This window comes from Micromonospora sp. NPDC005194, assembly GCF_040608335.1.
Classification (GTDB): domain Bacteria; phylum Actinomycetota; class Actinomycetes; order Mycobacteriales; family Micromonosporaceae; genus Micromonospora.
Genome location: NZ_JBEXIA010000040.1, coordinates 1 through 17,832, shown reverse-complemented (window position 1 = coordinate 17,832; position 17,832 = coordinate 1). Strand labels below are relative to the sequence as shown.

Below are 17,832 nucleotides of genomic sequence, written 5' to 3'. Positions count from 1 at the left end.
GCGGCTGCGGCCCGGTGCCTGCCACCCTAGGCGAACCCGATCAGGACCGCCAGGGTCAGATCAGCGTAGGTAGATGTTCGGGGTGGGTGGGCTGGCCATTCCGTCGCCGATGAAGAACCCCGGGTGTGGCGGCTGGTTGTAGGCGGTGTTCTGCCACGCGATCGCCACGCGGTACTGCGGATCGTGCATCAGGGTGTGGATCCGGGTGCTGGTCGGAGTGGGCGTGCTGTAGATGCGCAGCGCCCGGCTGTCAGTGGTTCGCCAGATCACCTCCTCGCGCCAGTCGCCGAGGATGTCGCCGGAGAGCGCCGGCGTGGACTTGGTGCCGTTGTTGGACGCCACCTGGTCGCCGGTGAGCAGCCGGGTCTCGCCGCTGGTGCCGTACTTGTCGATCTTCGTGCCGTCCAGCAGCTCGCGGACCGGGTCGCCGTCCCACCAGGCGAGGAAGTTCGTCGACGACGGCTTGCGCCCGATGTTCTGTCCACGGGTGTTGGCCAGGCCGGACACCGCCGCCGACCACGACTCCGCGCCGGGGCTGCCGGCCCAGATGTCCGCGGAGACGCCCCGGCCGTTGTCGCCGGAGGCCGGCGTGGACCACAGGATCTGACCGGTACGGGCGTCCGCGAACCAGGAGCTGGGCTTGCTCGCGTCCTCGTCGACCTTGAACACCTCCAGGCCGGCGCGGCCCGGGTCGAGGTCCCCGACGTGCAGGGCGTCGCCGTGCCCGTTGCCCGTCGAGTAGAGCAACCGACCGTTGTCGTCGATCGTGGCGGCGCCGTAGACGATCTCCTGGCGGCCGTCGGCGTCGACGTCGGCCACGGAGAGCTGGTGGTTGCCCTGACCCGCGGCGGCGCCGTTGCCGGAGGCGTTCGAGTCGAACGTCCAGCGCTTGGTCAGCGTGCCGTTGCGGAAGTCCCACGCCGCGATGACCGCCCGGGTGTAGTAGCCCCGGGCCATGATCAGCGACGGGCGCTGCCCGTCCAGGTAGGCGGTGCCGGCGAGGAACCGGTCCACCCGGTTGCCGTACGAGTCGCCCCAGGACGACACGGTGCCGCGCGGCGGGTCGTAGTTCACGGTGGATGCGATCGCGCCGGTCTGACCGTTGAACATGGTCAGGTACTCCGGGCCGGAGAGCACGTAGCCGCTGGAGTTGCGGTAGTCCGCCGACGACGAGCCGATGAGCTGGCCGGTGCCGGAGCGGGTGCCGTCGGCGGTCTTCATGGCCACCTCGGCGTGGCCGTCGCCGTCGTAGTCGTACACCTGGAACTGGGTGTAGTGGGCGCCGGCGCGGATGTTGCGGCCCAGGTCGATCCGCCACAACCGGGTGCCGGTCAGGGTGTACGCGTCGACGTAGACGTTGCCGGTGTAGCCGGACTGGGAGTTGTCCTTGGCGTTCGACGGATCCCACTTGAGCACGATCTCGTAGGTGCCGTCGCCGTTGAGGTCGCCGACGGAGGCGTCGTTGGCGCTGTAGGTGTAGCTCTCCCCGCTGGGGGTGGTCCCGCCGGCCGGCACCTGCAACGGCACGTCCAGGTAGCCGTTGGCGAACTGCAGGGCGGGCGCGGACGCCGCCTGCTCGGCGCCGCCCACCACGGCCCGCACGGTGTACGCCGACCCGGCCGCCGCGCCGCTGTCGAGGTAGCTGGTGGCGCCGGTGATCGGGGTGGCGTTGACCCTGGTCGAGCCCCGGTAGAGGTTGAACGCCACGCCGGAGGTCTCGGTGCCGAGCAGCCGCCAGGACACCAGGTTGCCGCTGCCGGAGCGGACGCTGATCAACCCTCGGTCCAGGTTCTCCATCTGCTTCGCCCCGGCTCCAGGCGTGGTGGGTGGCGGCGTCGTCGGCGGCGCAGTGGTCGGCGGCGGCGTCGTGGGCGGTGGCGTCGTGGGCGGTGGGGTGGTCGGTGGCGGGGTGGTCGGGCCGTCGGTGGCCGGCGCCCCGGTGCAGGTGACGCCGTTGAGCGCGAAGCTGGCCGGCACCGGGTTGCTGCTCGTCCACGAGGCGTTGAACCCGAACGAGGCGATGCCGTTGGTGGCGAGGGCGCCGTTGTAGTCGACGTTGCGCGCGGTCACCTGGGCGCCGGACTGGGTGACGGTGGCGTTCCACGCCTGGGTGACCTGCTGGCCGGCGGCGTACGACCAGGTGAGGGCCCAGCCGTTGACCTCCTCGCCGAGGTTGGTGATGGTGACGTTGGCGCCGAAGCCGCCCTGCCACTGGTTGGTGACCTGGTAGTCGACGCGACAGCCGACGGCGGCGGCCGAGGCGACGACCGTGCCGACGGCGCCGGCCACGACGGCGGTGGCCGTCGACGCGGCCAGCAGGATCAGCCGTTGTCTGGACGGGTGCATGAACTGCCTCCGGAGGATCCGGTGATGACCGCTGTGGTCCACCTGCCCTGCCCGGGAAGCACGGTGAACGGCCCGCCGCCGCAGCGACGAACGGCGATCTGGTCGGGGTGAAACGCCCTGGAACTCGCGGATCCGGCTCAGCCGCATCGTAAGGCAAGCGCTTTCCGCTCCGCAATATCGACGGATGTCACACCCCGCCGTGAACCGTGTGCTCTTGCCCCGCGGTGGGATGCCTGATCAACTCGTACGGGTGAGCGCCCCGCACATGGACCCGGACGAGTTCCGCCGCGCCGGCCACGCCGTCGTCGACTGGATCGCCGACTACTGGACGACGCTGCACCAGCGGCCGGTCGCCCCGGCCGACCCACCCGGGACGGTGGCCAAGGCCCTGCCGAGCGTGCCGCCCACCACCGGCGGCGAGCCGGTCGAGGCGGTCCTCGCCGATCTGGACGCGATCGTCCTACCGGGGCTGACCCACTGGCAGCACCCGAGCTTCTTCGGTTACTTCCCCGCGAACACCTCCGGCCCGAGTCTGCTCGGCGACCTGGTCAGTTCGGGCCTCGGCGTGCAGGGCATGCTGTGGGCCAGCAGCCCGGCCTGCACCGAGCTGGAGACGGTCATGATGGACTGGCTGGCCCAGCTGCTCGACCTGCCGCAACGCTTCCGGTCGACCGGCGCCGGTGGCGGCGTCATCCAGGACTCGGCCTCCTCGGCGACCCTGGTGGCCACCCTCGCCGCGCTGCACCGCGCCAGCGCGGGTCGCTGGCGCGTCACCGGAATCGACAGGCGCTATCGCGCGTACACCTCCGTGCACGGGCACTCCTCGATCGAGAAGGCCGCACGGATCGCCGGGTTGGGCGGCGACGGGATCCGGCCGATCGACGTGGACCCGGACACCCAGGCGCTGCGCCCCGACGCGTTGCGGGCCGCGATCGAGGCGGACCTGGCCGCCGGGGACGTACCCGCCATGGTGGTCGCCACCATCGGCACCACCTCCACCACCGCCGTCGATCCGCTGCCCGAGATCGGGGCGATCTGCGCCGAGTACGGGATCTGGCTGCACGTCGACGCGGCGTACGCGGGCGCCGCCGCCGTCTGCCCCGAGCTGCGCTGGTCGCACGCCGGCCTGGAGTACGCGGACTCCTACTGTTTCGACCCGCACAAGTGGCTGCTCACCGGCTTCGACTGCGACGCGTTCTGGGTGGCCGACCGCGCCGAACTGATCGAAGCGCTGACCGTGCTCCCGGAGTTCCTGCGCAACGCCGCCTCCGAATCCGGGGCGGTGATCGACTACCGGGACTGGCAGGTGCCCCTGGGTCGCCGCTTCCGGGCCCTGAAGCTGTGGTTCGTGCTGCGCTGGTACGGCGCCGAGGGGCTGCGGGCGCACATCCGCTCCGGCGTGGCACTGGCCGCCCGGTTCGCCGACCGAGTCCGCGAGGACGACCGGTTCGAGCTGGCCGCGGCGCACCCGTTCTCGCTGGTCTGCTTCCGGCTGCGCGCCGACGACGACACCAACGCCGAGCTGCTGGCCCGGGTCAACGGCACCGGGCGGGCACACCTGACCCACACCCGCGTGGCCGGCCGCTACACGCTGCGGCTGGCCGTCGGCGCACCGCAGACCACCGAGGCACACGTCGACGAGGCGTGGACGTTGCTCGCCGGCGCGGCCGACGACCTCCCCACCCGCTGACCCTCGCCCGCCGGTCAGCGCGGGCTGGGCGTACCCGTTGTGGCCAGATCCGCCGGCACCACGTCGGCGGCGGGAGCGACGGCCGGGGCGGCGGGAGCGACGGCGGGAGCGACGCTCGGGGCGGCGGGAGTGACGGTCGGGGCGGCGGCGACGGTGGCGCGGGCGCGGCGGGCGCGGCGCAGGGCCCGCACGGCGAAGATCAGCGCGGTCAGCCAAGCGGCGGCCAGCAGGGCGTACAGGGTGGGGCGGAGCGGGCCGTCCAGCTCGGCGGACCGGATCAGGGTGCGGGCGTTGGTCAGCACGATCACGCCACCGACCGCCGCGCCCAGCAGCTGGGCGGGCACGATGCGCACCAGCCAGGCGGCCAGCGGGGCGGCGATGAGCCCGCCGATCAGCAGGGCCACGACGGTGGGGAGAAGGAACCCCTCCGTGCCCAGGCCGATCAGGAAACCGACGCTAGCGGCGCCGGCCACGACGAACTCGGCGGTGTCGACCGAGCCGATCACCTTGCGGGGCTCCATCCGACCGGAGACCAGCAGCGCCGGGGTGGCGACCGGGCCCCACCCGCCACCGCCGGTCGCGTCGACGAAGCCGGCGACCAGGCCCAGGGGGCCGAGGAAGCGTCCGCGCAGCCGTCCGCCGACCCGGCCGGTACGCAGCGGTCGGGCGAAGCGCAGCAGCAGGTACGCGCCCAAAGTGAAGAGGATGGCGGCCATCCACGGCGCGGCTGACTCGGTGGAGATCGAGCTGAGCAGGGTGGCCCCGGCGAACGCGCCGATCGCGCCCGGCAGGGCGATGCGGGTCACCACCCGCCAGTCGACGTTGCCGAAGCGCCAGTGCGCGACCCCGGCCGCGAGCGTGGTGCCGATCTCGGCCAGGTGCACCGACGCCGATGCGGCAGCGGGAGCGACCCCGACGACCAGCAGCAACGTGGACGAGGTCAACCCGTACGCCATACCGAGCGAACCATCGATCAACTGCGCGACGAGCCCGACCAGAGCGAGGACCAGCAGCTTGCGCACGAGCGCCCCCTGACTTTTCGGTATCTCCTATCAACTTGGTCGACAATGCGGCACGAGGCTGCCCGGGTCAAGCCCTCGACCGGGGGGTGGGACGCCACCGCGAGGCGCGGCCGGGCCGGACCGCGACGCGCCGTACCCCGGCAATGCGACGCATTCCCGCAGACCAACCGCCCGGACGCGCCCCCGCGGGGCGTCGCGACCGCGCACGCTCCTCCACCACGGCAAGATCTTGGACAGTTTCCGTTCGGCGCGGACGGAAACTGTCCAAGATCTCGCGGAAGCCGCGCCGCGGCGTCGCAGCGGGTATCAGGCCGGGCATCGGCCGGCGCTCAGATCCAGGCGCGCGCGCCGGCGACCAGCTCGGTGACGCGGGCCGGCAACGCGCCGGCTGCCAACTCAGATCCAGGCGCGCGCGCCGGCGACCAGCTCGGTGACGCGGGGCGGGCAGGGTGCCCGCTGCCAACTCAGATCCAGGCGCGCGGGTCGGCGACCAGCTCGGTGACGCGGGCCGGCAACGTGCCGGCGGCCACGTCGGCGACGCTGACCAGTTCGAGGATCTCCCGCTCGCTGGCGCGCAGCGCGATCCAGACCTCCTGCAGGGCACGGGCCGGGCCGTGGTAGCCGAGCTGTTCGGGGCGCTGCCCCCGGACGTGCGCGAGCGGCCCGTCGATCACCCGGATCACCTCCGCGAGAGAGATCTCCTCGGCCGGGCGGGCCAACCAGTAGCCGCCCTCCGGGCCGCGCTGGGCGTGCACGATGCCACCCCGGCGCAGTTGCAGCAGGATGCTCTCCAGGAACTTCGGCGGGATCTCCTGCGCACGCGCGATCTGGTCGGCGGTGACCGGCCGGCCCCGCCCGGGGCCACTGGCCGTCGCGGCGAGCTCGGCGGCCGCGCGGAGGGCGTAGTCGACCCGGGCGGAGAGACGCATGCCGGCAAGGTTAGCCCGCAGGTCATCCGGCCGGGTCGGCGACCCTCGGCCGATCGGTCACGCATCGACGATTAGCCAATAACGTCGGACGCCGTGATCCACTACCCGGTGGGGCCCGGAATGCTGATTCGGCGCGTCCTTATGCTGGGCGGGCGGTATTACTGCCGGACCGGTTACGGGGGCTCGGCAGGACATTGATAAACACCCGGCTCCACCCGGGGGGAAGGCAACACGATGACCGATGTCGCCACACGCACCTGGGATGGCATGACCATCCCGATCGCCGGCACCTATCGCCTCGATCAGGCGCACAAGCGGATCGGTTTCCTGTCCCGCCACATGATGGTGAGCCCGGTCCGCGGCGAGTTCGCCGAGGCGAGCGCGGAGATCTTCCTGGCGGAGGATCCGCTGCGCTCCAGCGTGACCGCCACCATCGCGGCGGCGAGCATCTCCACCGGGAGCGTCGACCGGGACACCCACCTGAAAAGCGCCGACTTCCTCGACGTGGAGCGTTATCCCACGCTCGAATATCGAAGCACGGGCATTAACTGGCAGAGCGACGAGGACCCGATTTTCCACTGGGCCCGCCTGCGAAACCACCGATTCGGCGGACGAGGCAGAAGTCACAATCCCCCGCCGCAGTCCGAGCCCAATCGATTTGTGCTCACCGGCGAGTTGACGGTAAAGGGGATCACTCGCGCGGTGGACCTTCAGGTGAATTTCGGCGGCGCCCGTCGTGATCCGTACGGGCAGAACATCTTCGGATTCAGCGCGACCGCCGAGATCAACCGGGAGGACTACGGCCTGCTCTGGAATGTCGCGCTGGAGAGCGGCGGCGTTCTGGTCGGGAAGACCGTGCAGATCGAAATCGCCGGCGAGGCCATCCACGCGGCGTGACCGGGCCGACGGCCCGAGGGGGGCCGGCGGCCCGAGGGCCGGCGGCCCGAGGGCCGGCGGATCAGGCGCCGACGCGGCGCAGCAGACCCTCCTGCACGGCGCTGGCGATCTGCCGGCCGTCGGTGGTGAACATCCGGCCGGTGGCCAGCCCTCGCGCGCCGGACGCCGACGGGCTCCAGCAGTCGTAGAGGAACCACTCGTCGGCGCGGAACGGCCGGTGGAACCACAGCGCGTGGTCCAGGCTCGCGCCGACCACACCGCCCGGCCCCCACACCTCACCGTGCACGGAGAGCACCGAGTCGAGCAGGGTGAGATCCGAGGCGTACGTGAGCGCGCACGCGTGCAGCAGCGGGTCGTCGGGCAGCTTGCCGTCGATGCGCATCCAGACCCGCTGGTGCGGGTCGGCCGGCCGGTCGCCGGGGCGGACCCAGCCGGGCTCCCCCACGTAGCGCACGTCGATCGGGCGGGGGATCTGCCCCCAGATGCCCAGACGCTCGGGGTAGCGGGAGAGCCGGTCGGACATCGTCGGCACGTCCTGCGGGGCAGGCACGTCCAGCGGCGCGGGGGCCTGGTGGTCCAACCCCTCCTCGGCCCGCTGGAACGACGCCGACATGAAGAAGATCGGCTTGTCGTGCTGGAGGGCGACCGCCCGGCGTACCGAGAAGGACCGGCCGTCGCGGATGTTCTCCACCTGGTACTCGATCGGCTCGACCGGGTCGCCGGGGCGGACGAAGTAGCCGTGCAGCGAGTGCACGAACCGCTCCGGGTCCACCGTGCGGCCGGCGGCGACCAGCGCCTGACCGGCAACCTGGCCGCCGTACACCCGTTGTGGGCCGACCGGGGGGCTCATCCCCCGGAAGGTCATCTCCCCGGTCGGGTCGAGGTCCAGCACTTCCAGCAGCTGGTCGACCGCTGCCTGGCCGACCGCGACCCGATCGTCGCTCACTGCAGCGCCCGCGCCGACGCCGCGTCGACCAGCGAGCCGAGCTGGTGGACGCGCAGAGTGTTGGTCGAGCCGGGGGTGCCGGGCGGGCTGCCCGCCACGATCACCACGTAGTCACCCGGGTTGGCCCGGTCGAGGCCGAGCAGCGCCTGGTCGACCTGGCGGAACATGTCGTCGGTGTGCTGCACGAACGGCATGAGGAAGGTCTCCACGCCCCAGGTCAGGGCGAGCTGGTCACGCACCTCGGGGACCGGGGTGAACGCCAGCAGCGGCAGGTCGCAGTGCAGGCGGGAGAGCCGCCGGACGGTGTCGCCGGTCTGCGAGAAGGCGACCAGCGCCTTGGCGTTGATGGCCCGGGCGATCGACGAGGCGGCCACGGTGAGCGCGCCGCCGTGGGTACGCGGGTCGTGCTGCAACCGCGGCACGCCGATCGAGCCGGCCTCGGTGGTCGTCACGATCTTGGCCATGGTGCTGACGGTGAGCACCGGATACTTGCCGACGCTGGTCTCGCCGGAGAGCATCACCGCGTCCGCGCCGTCGAGCACCGCGTTGGCCACGTCGGAGGCCTCCGCCCGGGTGGGGCGGGAATTCTCGATCATGGAGTCGAGCATCTGGGTGGCCACGATGACCGGCTTGGCGTTCTCCCGGCACAGCTGCACGGCCCGCTTCTGCACCAGCGGGACCTCGTCCAGCGGCATCTCCACGCCGAGGTCGCCACGGGCGACCATGACGCCGTCGAAGGCCAGCACGATGGCCTCCAGGTGATCCACGGCCTCCGGCTTCTCGACCTTGGCCAGCACCGGCCGGAACACGCCCTCCTCGGCCATGATGTTGTGGACGAGCTTGATGTCCTCGGCCGAGCGCACGAAGGACAGCGCGACCAGGTCGACGCCGAGCCCCAGGGAGAAGCGCAGGTCCTCGGCGTCCTTGTCCGACATGGCGGGCACGCTGACCGCCACGTTGGGCAGCGACACGCCCTTGTTGTTGGAGACCGGGCCGCCCTCGGTGACCAGGCAGCGGATGTCGTTGCCGGTGACGTCGGTGACCTCCACGGCAACCCGACCGTCGTCGATCAGCAGGCGGTCACCGGGCTTCACCTCCTGCGGCAGCTTGCGGTAGGTGCAGGAGACCCGCTCCTTGCTGCCGAGGATGTCGTCACCGGTGATCACGACGGAGTCGCCGGTGCGCCACTCGTGCGGGCCGTCGGCGAACCGGCCCAGCCGGATCTTGGGCCCCTGCAGGTCGGCGAGGACGGCTACCGGCTTGCCGGACGCCTCGGACGCCTCCCGGACCAGTCGGTAGACCGCCTCGTGGTCGGCGTGGCTGCCGTGGCTGAAGTTGAGCCTCGCCACGTTCATACCGGCCTCGACGAGGCCCCGGATGCGCTCCGGGGACGAGGTGGCGGGACCAAGAGTGCAGACGATCTTCGCGCGGCGTGTCACGCCCATCAGGCTAGTCTCTCCTTCAGGTCGGACTCGGGGCCGACCCCTTGCAGGCAGCGGAACAGGTGTCCAACAACGCGCGGTGCGCGTCGGACCGGCGGGCGGAGCCGCACCGGGAACGTTGTGGCGACGGGCAACGGCGACCGCGCGCCGGGAATCGTACGCCTGTCGCGGCGGGCGGTGTCGGGGCGCTCCCGGCGCACGCTCACTCCGGGTGCTCCGACGGGGGCAGCGTGGGCACGGCGGTGAGCAGGTCACGAGGGTCGTAGTGCCGCTTGGCCCGGCGCAGACGCGACCAGTTCGCGCCGTACGCCAGCCGGACCCGTTCGGTCTCGGTCGGGGCGAGCAGGTTCGGATAGCCCCCGGGCAGGGCGAGCGGGGCGAGCGCCGCCGACGTCTGCTCGGCCCACGCGAGGTGCGGTGCGGCCTCCCCGCCGGGCGCCCACACCGCGATGATCTCGGTCAGCAGGTGCTCGGCGCGCAGACCGAACGCCGTGTCGCCGAGCCGGACCCGGGTGGCCGCGCCGTGGAAGTGGTGCAGGGCCAGCGCGGAGAACGGCGAAGTGACCTGCCGGGCGGCGTCGACCAGCGCGTCCACCGCGCCGTCGGCGAGCGGTGGCAGCCAGCGGGTACGCAGCAGGTAGTGGTTTCCGTCGACCATCCCGCCGTCGAACATCCGCAACGCGTCCGCGTACGGCAGCGGGTCGACCTGGTCGACCAACGGGGTGCCCAGCGCCCGCAGCCGGTCCAGCCACGGGCGGCCGGCGTCCAGGTCCGGGCCGCTGTAGAAGGGGCACACGAAGACCACCGGTTCGCCGGCCGGGCCGGGCAGGAACCCGGCCATGACGGTCAACTCGTCCGGGGCGTCGGCGAGCAGCGCCGCGTAGCCGCGCAGCACGGCCGGCGCCTCGGCCAGCGCGAACATGATCATGCCAGCGAGCACGGCGGGCAGCCGGTGCGCCCGGTACCGCAGCTCGGTGACCACGCCGACGTTGCCACCGCCGCCGCGCAGCGCCCAGTACAACTCCGCGTCGTGGCGTGGGTCGGCGGTGACCCGACGACCGTCGGCGAGGACGACCTCCGCGCCGAGCAGGTTGTCCAGGGCCAGGCCGAACCGCCCGCAGAGCGGGCCGTACCCGCCGGCCAGGGTCAGCCCGGCCATGCCCACGTCGCGGACCACACCCGTGGGCACCACCAGGTCGTACGGGGCGGCGGCGGCGAGCAGGTCGGCGGCGCTGGCACCGCCGGCCACCGTCACCGTGCCCCGGTCCGGATCGACCCGGACGGTACGCAGGCCGGTCAGGTCGAGAACCAGGCCACCGTCGCGCAATGCCCGGCCGGCCCAGTCGTGCCCGCCGGAGCGGACCGACACCGGCAGGTGACACCGGGCGGCGACACGGATCGCCGCGGCCACCTCGTCGGCGTCCAGGCAGTGGGCGACCAGGGCGGGCGTACGGTCGACGGCGGCGTTCCACAGGCGGGTGGCGGTGTCGAACCCGGGTTCGCCCGGCTCGTGGACGCGGTCACCGAGCAGGGCACGCAGCCGCGCGGCGGCGGACGCGACATCGGGGGTGGCGGCGGAGCTCATGGCGTCTCCTCGACCGGGCCCGGCCGATGACGCCGGGTGCGCCCCGACCGCGATCCTCGGTGCGCGCGACCGTAGCACCGGCGGACGCCGCAACGCCGTCACCATCACGACACCTGTCGCTGGACCGACCGTCAGCTCTGGGCCTTGACCAGCGGAAACTCCAACGAGCCGGCCGGGCAGAGGAAGGTCAACACGTCCACCCGGTAGAGGCCGGCCTGCACCGCGGGGTCGGCCTCCAGCACGCTGCGCACGTCGTCGACGCTGCCGGTGCGGGCCAGCCCGAAGCCGATCGGCGGCTCCGGCGTACGGGCCGGGCCGTCCACCGAGCCCGCGACCAGGATGATTCCGCTGCGCTGCAACGCCTGCATGTGCTCGGTGTGCTCGGCCTGCAACCGCTGCACGGTCTCCGGGGGCAGGGCCCGTCCGGCCGCGCCGGGATAGATCACGATGCACTCGTACGTGTCGAGCGCGAAGTCGACCTGCGGCACTCCCGCCATGGTGCTCCCTCCGCCGTCGCGCCGGCACGCACCGGCCCGGCCGCCCGAGCCGGCGTCACCGGCACGCGCCCAGCGTCGCACGCCGACGACGGCGGTACCGGTCGCTCCGCGCAACTGCCCCCCGGTCAGTCCACGGGTCGACGGTGCCACGGCCACGGTCGGTGGTGGCGTGGCCGGGCGGCAGTCCGCCGCCCCGCCTGCCGGAATCCCCGGCCGGCGGCGACCCGGCACGTCGGTCGGCGCGGGTGCCGACACCGACTACGGTGGACGGTCCGGGTGTCGGTGGTGGGAGGTCGGGATGCGCGACGACGAGCCGGTGTCGAGCCCACTGTCGTACGCCGAGGTGACCGACGAGGCGTACGCCACGCAGGCCGCGGCGGGCTTCCGGCCGCAGGAATTCGAGTTCGCGGTGGTGCTCAGTGGGCGGTGCCCCCGGTGCGGCCACCCGAGCACCACGACGCTCGTCGACGAGGTGTACCGCAAGGACGCCGGGGCCCCGGATCCCGGTTACCGGACGCTGCTGTGCGAGTGCGAGGCCGAGCACCCGGGGCGTCCCGCCGGGATGCGCGGCTGTGGGGCGTACTGGACGCTGTGGCTGGAGGTCGAGGCGTGATCCGGCTTCGCCCGGGGCCGCCCGCGACCGTCGCCGACCTGCACCGCGCGCAGCAGCTGGCCGGCCTGCTGCGCGGCGAGCTGGAGCGCGTCCGCGCGGCGGCGGTGGCCTGGCGCAACGGGCTGGGTGGCCTGCTGGTGGCGCTGGTCGGGTTCAGCCTGATCCGGGGTCGCACCGACGTGACCACGCTCGCGGCGGGCTGGGGCGCGCTGGTCGGGGTCCTGCTGCTCGCCGCGCTGGCCGCGGGCGTGGCCGGGGCGCTCGCGCTGCTCCGCGCGGCGCACGGCCGGTTGACGGTGACCCCGGTGGCGGCTCTGCCGCCGGCCCCGCTCGGCGACCACCTGGAGGCCCTGGCGGCGGTCCGGTCCCTGCGGACCGGAGTGGGGCTGGTGCTGCTCTGCACCGCGTTGCTGGTCGCGGCCGTCGGCGTGACCTGGTACGCCCCCGCCCGCCCCGCCTCCCCGGCCGTCAGCTCCCCGGCCGTCAGCTCCCCACCGTCGGCTCGCTAGCGCGCGGTGTACCCAGCGCCCCTGGCCTGGCGGTCCGGCGGGCGGCCGTCAGGGGCCGAGGTGGGCGTAGCCGGCCCAGGTGTCCGGGTGATCCGGCAGGTCCTCGCGGAGGTGGCGGACCGCCGCGTGCAGGGCCACGGCCGCGCGGTCCGGCGCGATCCCTCCGGGCACTGACAATCCGTCGTAGAGGTCCTTGCAGAGCCGCACGGTCAGCGTGTCCGAGATGGACCACAGCGCGCCGATGACGTGCCGGAAGCCGACCAGTTGAAAGGCCGTACCGAGCGTGAGCGCCTCGTCGGGCAGGGCCGCCCCGCCGCGTACCGTCTCGCAGGCCGAGAGCACCGCCAGCGCCGCCGGGTTGCCGGCCGGCCGCCACAGGTCCCGGACGTGCAGCGCGCCGCCGGCCAGCTCCAGACGACCCCAGGCCGGGGCGCGCAGGTCCTGCGTGCCGTGACAGGACAGGTGGGCGACCGGCTGGTCGGGCAGGGCGGCGAGCACGGCCGCCGGGGTGGCCACCGGGCCGAGCAGTGAGCGGACCTGCGGCACGTGCTGACGGACGATCTCCTCCTCCCGCGCGACGCCGGACAGGTCGGCGAGGCCGGGCGTCTGGGGCATGCCGACGAACACCGCCGAGTCGACCGGTTCGGGCCGGGCCGGGACGCCCCGGCGCGCGTGCGCCAGCGCCCGCAGCGACGCCGTGTACGACGGGACCACCCGGTCCAGCACCCCGTCGCCACCCTCGATCGGACCGGCCGCGTGCAGCGGCAGCAGGGTGAGCACCCCGGTGGGACACCACCACAACCGAGGCCACTCCCCCGCCGACCCGCCCACGCCAGACGACGGCACGGCGGGCGGTTCGGCGTCCGCCGACGGCACGGCGGGCGGTTCGGCGTCCGCCGACGGCGGGGTGGACGGTTCGGCGTCCGCCGACGGCGGGGTGGGGAGAGGCCTTTCGAGTACGGGTGCGGCGACGACCCGCCACAGCCAGTCCAGTGTCTGGGCGACCTCGGCGCGGGCCGCCGATCGACGACGCTGCACCTGCGGCTGCGGGACGTCCGGCGCCGCCGGCCCGGTGAGCAGCGCGATCGCGGCCAGGAAGCTCGCCGTCCGGACGACCAGCTCGTCCAGGGTCAGCTCCGGCAGCGGCACCACGCTGACCCGGCCCTTGGCGACGACCAGCGCGTCGCAGCGCCGGGCAGCCACGTTGACCAGCACCACCGGACCGTCGGCGGCGGCCCGGGCCAGCTCGTCGAAGGGCGGTGGACGGAGGAAGTCGGCGAAGCCGGGCCGGTCGCGGATCTCGGTCAGCAGCTGGCGACGGCGGGTGGCGAGGTCGTACCGCTGCTCCGGGGTCGGTCCGGCGGTCGCTGTCAGCCCAGCCGCCGATGCCACCCCGGCCGGCGCGGGGAAGTCGTCGAGGGCGTCCTGGAGTTCGGCGAGGCGGGCGGCCAGCCGGGGGGCCTGCGCGCGCAGCGCGGCCAGGTCGGCGCCCGCGTCGTGGGCGCGGGTGAGCAGGACCCCGCGGCCGTACTCCAGCAGCTCGACCGCGCGCTCCGGGTTGTCGAGGGCGACGGCGACCGCCGCGGCGTCGCTGGCCAGCCCGGGGAAACGCCCGAGCAGGCGGGTCTGGTCGTCGGGGTCCATGCCGTGCCAGGCCACCAGATCGATCAGCTCGATCGCGGTGGCGTACCCGTCGAGCGCGGCCGGAAGGTCGCCGGCCTGGGCGACGTGCGCCGCGTACCTGCTGGCAGCCACCGCCCGCAACAGCGACGGGGCGGACTCGACGTCGGCGGCGGCGCGCAGCGCGGCCGCCGCCTCGGCGAGCGCGGCGGAGCCGCCCACACCGGCGGTCGCCGTCGCGGCGGAGCCGGGGTCGGAGGTGGCGGCGTCGGCCACCGCCTCCAGGGCGGTGGCGAGATTGCTCAGACACATGGTGCGCGCCGGGTGCTCGGGGGTCAGCTCGTCGACCGCTGCACGGTACGCGGCCAGCATCGCGGTGGCGGTGGCATCGGCGTGACCGGCGCGGTAGCGCAGCAGCAGGGCGTTGGCGAGGTTGGTGAGGATCCGGTAGCGGTCCGCGCCGAGCGACTGTCGCTCGCTCAGTCGCCGGAGCAGTCGAATCGCCGTGTCGAGCGCCGGCAGGTCGCCGTGCAGGCGGTGCCGCAGCAGGTGGGCCAGCGCGTGGGTGCCGAGCGTCTGGGCGTACTCGCTGGGGGTGGCCTCCTGTTCGGCCAGCTGGGCGGCCTCGCGCAGGGCGGCCACCGCGGCGTCGGAGTCCCGGGCGACGCCGGCCGCGACCTGGTCGGCGGGCTCGCCGCCGGCGGGCAGCGCGCCGTCGAGGAAGAGTTCGACCCGGCGGTTCAGGGCGGCCCCGTAGTTGGTCAGCGCCGGCAACCGGTCCGGGTGCCCGGGTGGCGTCGTGTCGATCACCTGCGCCAGCACCTGGATCGCCTCGGTCAGGGTCGCCAGGTCCTGGGTCGAGGCGAACAGCGCCTGCAGCACCAGGCCCAGGTTCGAGCGGTACCGGGGCAGGGACGCGGCGTCCGGCCCGGCGGCGGCCACGGCCGAGCGCAGCGCAACCGCGGCCGGCTCCAGCAGCGCCGGCTCTCCGGCCAGGTCGGAGAGTTCGCGCAGGGTGTTGCCGAGGTTGTTGAGCACGTGGTGACGCAGCGGGTCGGTGCGGGGAAGCAGGCGTTCCGCCTCGGTCAGCCCGTCCCGTGCGGCGCGCAGCGCGCTCACCCCGCCGAGGTCGGCGTGACCGAGCGCGAGCGCGTAGCCGAGGTCGGCGAGCCGACGCGCTCGTTGGCCGGGGTCCCGGGCGGCGGCCACGCCGGCGCGCAGCACCCGTACCGCCTCGGTGACGTCGTCGGCCCGCTGCCGCAACTCGTACCGTGTCGCCAGCAGACCGGCCATGGCGTGGCGCAGCTCCTCGCGATCCGTCCCGCCGGGTGTCGCTCCGGAACCGGCCGCGGCCCGGTACGCGTCGATCGCCGCGTCGAGGTCGACCGGATCGGCGACGGCCTGGTGCCGGTCCGCGAGCAGGGTGGCGAGCCCGACCTGCGCGGTGCCGGCCAGCTCCGGGTCGAGCCCGCCGAACCCGGTCAGCGCCGACCGGTACGCCTCGATCGCGGAGTCCCGGTCGGCGGGCGTCCGGTCGCGCAGGAACCGCTCGGCGAGCGCCGCGCCGTGCAGCGCGGCGACCCGGGGATCGGCACTGCCCCGAGCCGCGGCGAAGGCGTCGATCGCCTCGTCGAGGTCACCCGGGCGCCGGTGCAGCCGCCACCGGTCGCGCAGCCGCTGGCCGAGGTTCATCCGCGCCATCGTGCGCACCGGCGTGCCCGTCGCGGCGGCCCGGACCGCGTCGCGCAGCACCGTGATCGACTCGTCCAGCGCGGCCGGGTCGCGGTCGACCTCGTACGTGTCGCCCAGGACGTTGCCGAGGTTGAACAGCCGCACGGGACGTTCCGGGTCCCCGAGGCCGGTGGCCTCCAGGCTCTCCCGGTGCGCCGTCACGGCCGCCGGGAGGGCCCTTCGTCGGCCGAGGTGCTGGAACTGGTCACGGTGGACCCTGCCGAGGGCGGACAGGTAGTGCAGCCGCTCCGGCGCACCGGCCGGCGTACCGTCGAGGGCCTGGCGCAGCAGCGATTCGGCCCGGTCGGCCGCCCGGTAGTCGCGGCTGGTCTCCGCGGCGGCCATCAGCATGACGGCCTCGACGTAGCGGGCGCCGGCGGCGTCGGCACCCGACCCGGCCGACCGCGGGCCGGACCGGGTCGGCGGCGCGTCGGCGTGTGGGCCGCCGCCGCTTGGCGGTCGGTGCGCGTGCAGCAGGGCCAGCATTGCCGGCGACACCCGCTGCGGGGCGCAGCGCAGCAGGAACTGGGTGAGCCCGAGCGCCTGGCCGAGGTCGTCGGCGTCCTCGCCCGGGGGCAGCAGTTGGTATCGGTACCAGTGCAGGCAGGCCAGGAGGAACACACCCTCGGCGACCCGCTCGGGCAGCGGCCCGTCCGTGGGCGTCGCGGTCACCAGGTCGACGACGGCCTCGGCGTCGCGGATCGCGCCGGAGTCGAGGACCGCCCGGTGGTCGCGGGTGGTGTCGAAGCGGTCCAGCCGCTCCCGCAGCCGACCGACCGGGTCGGGTCTGAACCGTCGCCACATCGCGCCTCCCCCGGCCGGCCGCACCGACTCGGATCAGGCGTAGCAGACCGGACAGGACGGGCGCTAGCGGCAGGACGACAGTGATCGCGTGCTGCCGTGTCGGCGCACACAATCGGGCGAGCGGCGGCATGATGGCCGGCTCCCGGGGGATGATCACGAGGTGGTGGGTTGTCTGTCTTGCCCGCCGCGACGAAGACGATTGGGGATGCGCGTATGGCCACCGACATCAGCAAGCAGCCCGCGAAGGCGTCCGGTACGTACCGGATCGGGGGCGACGTCACGGTCAACCGGCTCGGTTACGGGGCGATGCAGATCACCGGGCCGGGTGTGTGGGGTGATCCGAAGGACCCGGCCGAGGCGCTGCGGGTGCTGCGCCGGGCGGTCGAGCTGGGCGTGACGTTCATCGACACCGCCGACTCGTACGGCCCGTTCGTGTCCGAGCTGCTGATCCGCGAGGCTCTGCACCCGTACGCCGACGACCTGGTCATCGCGACCAAGGCCGGGCTGACCCGCTCCGGCCCGGGCGACTGGCGTCCGGTGGGCCGGCCGGAGTACCTGCGTCAGCAGTGTGAGCTGAGCCTGCGTCACCTGGGTCTGGACAGCATCCCGCTCTACCAGCTGCACCGGATCGACCCGCAGGTGCCGCTGGCCGACCAGTTGGGTGAGCTGGCCCTGTTGCAGCAGGAGGGCAAGATCCGCCACATCGGGCTGTCCGAGGTGAGCGTCGAGCAGATCGAGCAGGCCCGCGCGATCACCACGATCGCCTCGGTGCAGAACCTCTACAACCTCGCCAACCGCAGCGCCGAGGACGTCCTGGAGTACTGCGAGCGCAACGACCTCGCGTTCATCCCGTGGTTCCCGATCGCCACCGGCGAGCTGGCCCGGCCGGGCGGCCCGCTGGACGCGATCTCCACCGAGCACGGCGCGACGCCCGCGCAGCTCGCGCTGGCCTGGCTGCTGCGCCGCTCGCCGGTGATGCTGCCGATCCCCGGCACGTCCTCGGTGGCGCACCTGGAGGAGAACGTGGCCGCGGCCGACGTGCGGCTCACCGACGACGAGTTCGAGGCGCTGACCAAGGCGAGCTGACCAAGGCGAGCTGAGCGAGGCCGTGCGGGTGGTCCCGGCCGGGACCACCCCGACGCCCCACAAAACGCCACGGCGAGGGGGGGGGACGGGGAGAGCGGGGGGGGGGGAAAGAGGG

At 73.7% G+C, this 17,832-nt stretch carries 13 protein-coding genes; 5 read left to right on the top strand and 8 right to left on the bottom strand.

Annotated features, from left to right (window positions below):
• Positions 1-60: 60 nt before the first annotated feature.
• On the bottom strand, positions 61-2,346 hold the full coding sequence (locus tag ABZU53_RS26650) for a cellulose binding domain-containing protein (protein WP_355068184.1): 2,286 nt from the start codon (positions 2,344-2,346) through the stop codon (positions 61-63).
• A 250-nt stretch (positions 2,347-2,596) separates the two neighbouring features.
• Here ABZU53_RS26650 and ABZU53_RS26645 point away from each other — a divergent pair, with 250 nt between their 5' ends.
• On the top strand, positions 2,597-4,036 hold the full coding sequence (locus tag ABZU53_RS26645) for a pyridoxal-dependent decarboxylase (RefSeq protein ID WP_355068182.1): 1,440 nt from the start codon (positions 2,597-2,599) through the stop codon (positions 4,034-4,036).
• Between the two features lie 14 nt (positions 4,037-4,050).
• On the opposite strand, the gene ABZU53_RS26640 is transcribed toward ABZU53_RS26645, so the two are convergent.
• Both ABZU53_RS26640 and ABZU53_RS26635 read right to left on the bottom strand, forming a co-directional pair.
• Positions 4,051-5,058: a sulfite exporter TauE/SafE family protein gene (locus ABZU53_RS26640; RefSeq protein WP_355068180.1), complete on the bottom strand. Its 1,008-nt coding sequence runs from the start codon at positions 5,056-5,058 to the stop codon at positions 4,051-4,053.
• Positions 5,059-5,522: 464 nt separating this feature from the next.
• Entirely contained in the window at positions 5,523-5,987 is a 465-nt protein-coding gene (locus ABZU53_RS26635; RefSeq protein ID WP_238647043.1) for an Rrf2 family transcriptional regulator, read from the bottom strand.
• A 234-nt stretch (positions 5,988-6,221) separates the two neighbouring features.
• On the opposite strand from ABZU53_RS26635, the gene ABZU53_RS26630 reads away from it, so the two are divergent.
• The gene (locus ABZU53_RS26630) at positions 6,222-6,884 is read left to right on the top strand and encodes a YceI family protein (protein WP_354863371.1); all 663 of its coding nucleotides are present in this window, start codon (positions 6,222-6,224) and stop codon (positions 6,882-6,884) included.
• Between the two features lie 61 nt (positions 6,885-6,945).
• Here ABZU53_RS26630 and ABZU53_RS26625 read toward each other — a convergent pair whose 3' ends face one another.
• From ABZU53_RS26625 to ABZU53_RS26610, 4 genes are all read right to left on the bottom strand, one after another.
• A complete protein-coding gene (locus ABZU53_RS26625; protein ID WP_355068178.1) occupies positions 6,946-7,830 on the bottom strand; it encodes an acyl-CoA thioesterase II in 885 nt (294 codons plus the stop codon).
• The gene (gene pyk, locus ABZU53_RS26620) at positions 7,827-9,275 is read right to left on the bottom strand and encodes a pyruvate kinase (protein ID WP_354862523.1); all 1,449 of its coding nucleotides are present in this window, start codon (positions 9,273-9,275) and stop codon (positions 7,827-7,829) included. The genes ABZU53_RS26625 and pyk overlap by 4 nt, the downstream gene beginning before the upstream one ends.
• A gap of 199 nt (positions 9,276-9,474) precedes the next feature.
• Positions 9,475-10,857: an FAD-binding protein gene (locus tag ABZU53_RS26615; protein ID WP_355068176.1), complete on the bottom strand. Its 1,383-nt coding sequence runs from the start codon at positions 10,855-10,857 to the stop codon at positions 9,475-9,477.
• Positions 10,858-10,988: 131 nt separating this feature from the next.
• Entirely contained in the window at positions 10,989-11,354 is a 366-nt protein-coding gene (locus tag ABZU53_RS26610; RefSeq protein WP_354862527.1) for a YciI family protein, read from the bottom strand.
• A gap of 298 nt (positions 11,355-11,652) precedes the next feature.
• Here ABZU53_RS26610 and ABZU53_RS26605 point away from each other — a divergent pair, with 298 nt between their 5' ends.
• Both ABZU53_RS26605 and ABZU53_RS26600 read left to right on the top strand, forming a co-directional pair.
• Positions 11,653-11,967: a hypothetical protein gene (locus ABZU53_RS26605; protein ID WP_355068174.1), complete on the top strand. Its 315-nt coding sequence runs from the start codon at positions 11,653-11,655 to the stop codon at positions 11,965-11,967.
• On the top strand, positions 11,964-12,476 hold the full coding sequence (locus tag ABZU53_RS26600; RefSeq protein ID WP_355068172.1) for a hypothetical protein: 513 nt from the start codon (positions 11,964-11,966) through the stop codon (positions 12,474-12,476). The genes ABZU53_RS26605 and ABZU53_RS26600 overlap by 4 nt, the downstream gene beginning before the upstream one ends.
• A 48-nt stretch (positions 12,477-12,524) precedes the next feature.
• On the opposite strand, the gene ABZU53_RS26595 is transcribed toward ABZU53_RS26600, so the two are convergent.
• Positions 12,525-16,631, bottom strand: coding sequence for a CHAT domain-containing protein (locus tag ABZU53_RS26595; RefSeq protein WP_355068170.1), 4,107 nt, complete (start codon positions 16,629-16,631; stop codon positions 12,525-12,527).
• Positions 16,632-16,844: 213 nt separating this feature from the next.
• Here ABZU53_RS26595 and ABZU53_RS26590 point away from each other — a divergent pair, with 213 nt between their 5' ends.
• Positions 16,845-17,717: an aldo/keto reductase gene (locus ABZU53_RS26590; protein ID WP_354862534.1), complete on the top strand. Its 873-nt coding sequence runs from the start codon at positions 16,845-16,847 to the stop codon at positions 17,715-17,717.
• Positions 17,718-17,832 lie beyond the last annotated feature (115 nt).